Raw genomic sequence first — 4,017 nt, forward strand, 5'->3', positions numbered from 1 at the left:
GGGCACTCGTGTTCTTCCCGAACTTCAGGGTAACATCAATCGATTACCAAAATCGCCAACCGAGCCCCCTGCCCTTGCCCAAGTCCCCCGAATTCACCTCCCGCACGCTGGGCGATCTCTGCCTGCACCACCTGGCCGAAAACCCGGCGCAACTCGCCGAGTTCATGACCATGACCGGCTATTCCCCGGATGCGCTGCGCAAGGCCGCCGGCGGCGACGGGCTGGACCGCGGGCTGATCGATTATTTCGCTGCCAACGAGGCGCTGCTCCTGGCGCTCTGCGCCAACAACAGCTTCAAGCCGGACGACTTCATGCGCGTCTGGGCCCGGCTCAACCCGGCGGGATAACGGAGAAATGCTCTCGCTCTGCCGCGACTGCTCGGCGACGGCGGAGGCTTTCGAGCCTCTCGGCCGCTGCCGTGCGTGCGGTTCGCCTCGAATCATTGCACATGCGGAACTGGGCAAGCTCTCGATCGCCCATGTCGATTGCGACGCGTTCTACGCCTCGATCGAGAAGCGGGACGATCCGAGCCTCGTCGACAAGCCGCTGATCATCGGTGGCGGCGTCCGCGGCGTCGTCTCCACCTGCTGCTACATCGCCCGGCAATACGGGGTGCGCTCGGCCATGCCGATGTTCAAGGCGCGCGAACTCTGCCCAAGCGCGGTGATTATCCCGCCCAACATGCAGAAATATGTCGGCGTCAGCCGGCAGATTCGCGCATTGATGGATGCCCTGACGCCACTGGTAGAGCCGCTCTCCATCGACGAGGCGTTCCTCGATCTCACCGGCACAGAGACCCTGCACCGCGCCAGCCCGGCGATCGTCCTCGCGCGATTTGCCAAGCAGGTCGAGCAGCAGGTCGGCGTCACCATCTCGGTGGGACTCAGCCACAATAAGTTCCTCGCCAAGATCGCCTCCGACCTCGACAAGCCCCGTGGCTTCGCGGTTATCGGCAAAGCCGAGACTGTCGACTTCCTCGCGAGGCAGCCGGTAAGCCTCATCTACGGCGTCGGCAAGGTGTTCGCCGAGACGCTGCGCAAGGACGGGTTCGAAACCATCGGCCAGTTGCAACAGACGCCGCCCGAGAACCTTATGCGCCGCTATGGCGATTCCGGCGCCAGGCTGGCCCGCCTCGCCCGCGGCGAGGATGCCCGCACCGTCTCGACCGACGACCAGATGAAGACCGTCTCGGCGGAGACCACCTTCAATACCGACCTCAAGAGTTTCGACGACCTCTCGACCGAGTTGCTGGCGCTGTGCGAGCGGCTGTCGGAGCGGCTGAAGGCCAAGTCCATCCTCGGCGACACCGTGACGCTCAAGCTGAAATCGGCTGGATTTCGCTTGCGCACCCGGGCCCGGCAATTGATGATCCCGACGCAGCTTGCCAATGTGCTTTACGAGACCGGCGTACAGCTTCTCGCTCGCGAGACCGACGGTACGGCGTTCCGTTTGATCGGCATTGGAGTCAGCGGCATCTCGGAGGCCGACGGCGTCGATCCGGTCGATCTGATCGAACCGGGCGTGGCGCGGCGGGCCGCCGCCGAGCGGGCCATTGATCGTGTACGGGACCGCTTCGGCCGTGACGCCGTGATCCGCGGCAAGCTATATGACCGGGTGAAGGCTCGCGCCGCCCGAAACGCAGAAAAGCAAGACGAAGAGAACCAGGATGACCAGCCCCCTCGATAAGCTCCGCGAATATGGCTACGAGCTGCCCCAGCCCAAGGCGCCGGTCGCCACCTACATCCCGGTCACCCGCACCGGCAACATCGTCTATGTCTCCGGCCAGATTTCCTCGGGCCCCGATGGGGTCGTGGTCGGGCTGCTTGGCGACACCATGAATGTCGTCCAGGGCGGCAATGCCGCCGAGCTCGCCGCGGTGAATTTCCTCAGCCAGATCGTCCACAGCGCCGGGATCGACCTCGCCAACGTCAAGCGGGTGCTGAAGCTCACCGTGTTCGTCGCCTCGACTCCGGATTTCGCCGAGCAGCACCTCGTTGCCAATGGCGCATCGAACCTCATCGTCGGGGTGCTCGGCGACAAGGGCCGGCACGCCCGCTCCGCGGTCGGCATGGCATCACTGCCGCTCGGGGCGGCCGTCGAGGTCGAAGGCATCATCGAAGTCGAGGGCTGAGACGGCATCGACGCGAAAGTGTCATGCGGGGCTGCTAGCGCCGGCACATTCTCCACCCCATATGACGGCTGAAGCATGAGCGCCAAACCCAATTTCGATCGCCCCATCGCCCATCGTGGCCTGCATGACCGCGGGCGCGGCATCATCGAGAACACGGCGAGCGCTTTTGCCGCCGCGATCGAGCACGGCTACGCAATCGAGTGCGACGTCCAGCTCAGCCGCGACGGCATCCCGATGATTTTCCACGACGACGATCTCGACCGCCTCACCGGCGTCGCGGGGCCGGTGAATGCCCGGACCATGGCTGAACTCGCGAGCTACAAGCTCCTCGACAGCGCCGCCGGCGATACGCCGCAGCGCTTCACCGAGTTCCTGGCGCAGGTCAACGGCCGCGTGCTGCTGCAGATCGAGCTCAAGCAGCAGCCCGACCAGGCGGCGACCGAGGTACTGGCGCAGACCGTCATGGACGCCCTCAAGGGCTACCGCGGCCCGGTGGTGCTCGAATCCTTCGATCCCAAGCTGCTCATCGAGGTGAAGAAGCGCGGCGCCACCATGCCGGTCGGCATCGTCACCTATGGCTTCGACGAGCCCGAATGGGACCAGCACCTGTCGGCGGCCACCAAGTTCATGCTGCGCCACCTGCTGCACTGGCCGCTCACTCGCTTCGACTTCATCTCGTGCCGCGACAAGTCGCTCGACCTGCCGGCGGTGAAGTTCTTCCGCTCGCTCGGCATTCCCGTCTGCGCCTGGACCGTCAAGTCGCCGGCCGCGGCGCTCGCCGTTCTCGGCAAAGCCGATCAGATCGTTTTCGAGGGGTTCGATCCACCAAGTGCCTGATGCGCCGCTCAGCGCTGACGTTGTCGGCTCCATCGCGGAGATCCCCGCGGCGGTGTGGAACGGGCTGGCGCCGAGCCATGACGGGGTCGTCGACAACCCGTTCCTCGACCACGCCTTCCTCCTGGCGCTGGAGCGCTCCGGTTCGGCCACCAACCGCACCGGCTGGCAGCCGCAGCACCTGCTGCTCAGCGATGCCGCCGGCACGCCCGTTGGGGCCATGCCGCTCTATCTCAAGTCGCACTCGCAGGGTGAGTACGTCTTCGACCACGGCTGGGCCGATGCCTTCCAACGCGCCGGCGGCGACTATTATCCGAAACTCCAGTGCTCGGTGCCATTCACCCCGGTCACCGGCCCGCGCTTCCTCGCCGTCGACGATGCCAGCCGCACCGCGCTGATCCGCACCGCCGAGACGCTCGCCACCCGCAACAACATCTCGTCGGTCCACGCAACCTTCGTCTCCGAGGCCGAGGCCGAACTCGCCCGCTCGTCTGGCTGGCTGGTCCGCCATGACACCCAGTACCACTGGCACAACGAGGGCTTTTCCAGCTTCGAGGACTTTCTCGGCACCCTCTCCTCGCGTCACCGCAAGGTTACCCGTCGCGAGCGCCGCGATGCGCTCGAGGTGGATGGGCTGACGGTAAAATGGCTCACCGGAGCCGACCTCACCGAAAGCGTGTGGAACGCATTTTTCGAGTTCTACCAGGACACCGGCAGCCGGAAATGGGGCCGCCCCTATCTCAACCGCCGCTTCTTCTCGATGCTCTCCGAAGCCATGGCCGACCGGGTGCTGCTGATGTTCGCCTATGATGGCGACGAGCCCATTGCCGGCACGCTCAGCCTCATCGGCCACGACCGCCTGTACGGCCGCTATTGGGGCACGACGCGCAACGTTCCGTTCCTCCACTTCGAGCTCTGTTACTACCAGGCCATCGACTACGCCATCGCCCACCGGCTGACCGTCGTCGAAGCGGGCGCGCAGGGCGAACACAAGCTGGCGCGCGGCTATGCGCCCGCCACGACTCGCTCCGTGCACTGGATCGGCCATCCCG

General features: G+C 65.5%; 5 protein-coding genes. All 5 read left to right on the forward strand.

Annotated features, from left to right (window positions below):
- On the forward strand, positions 1 to 347 hold a 347-nt coding region (locus tag JWQ89_RS03330), incomplete at its 5' end, for a DUF3572 family protein (RefSeq protein WP_299638389.1).
- A 7-nt stretch (positions 348 to 354) separates the two neighbouring features.
- Positions 355 to 1,686: a DNA polymerase IV gene (locus tag JWQ89_RS03335; RefSeq protein ID WP_299638391.1), complete on the forward strand. Its 1,332-nt coding sequence runs from the start codon at positions 355 to 357 to the stop codon at positions 1,684 to 1,686.
- On the forward strand, positions 1,667 to 2,131 hold the full coding sequence (locus JWQ89_RS03340; protein ID WP_299638393.1) for a RidA family protein: 465 nt from the start codon (positions 1,667 to 1,669) through the stop codon (positions 2,129 to 2,131). The genes JWQ89_RS03335 and JWQ89_RS03340 overlap by 20 nt, the downstream gene beginning before the upstream one ends.
- Positions 2,132 to 2,206: 75 nt before the next feature.
- Positions 2,207 to 2,968, forward strand: coding sequence for a glycerophosphodiester phosphodiesterase family protein (locus JWQ89_RS03345; protein WP_299638395.1), 762 nt, complete (start codon positions 2,207 to 2,209; stop codon positions 2,966 to 2,968).
- Positions 2,969 to 3,008: 40 nt separating this feature from the next.
- Positions 3,009 to 4,017, forward strand: a 1,009-nt coding sequence (locus JWQ89_RS03350; RefSeq protein WP_299638397.1) for a GNAT family N-acetyltransferase, incomplete at its 3' end; no start/stop codon positions are given.

It is taken from the genome of Devosia sp. (assembly GCF_028290645.1).
GTDB lineage: Bacteria > Pseudomonadota > Alphaproteobacteria > Rhizobiales > Devosiaceae > Devosia_A.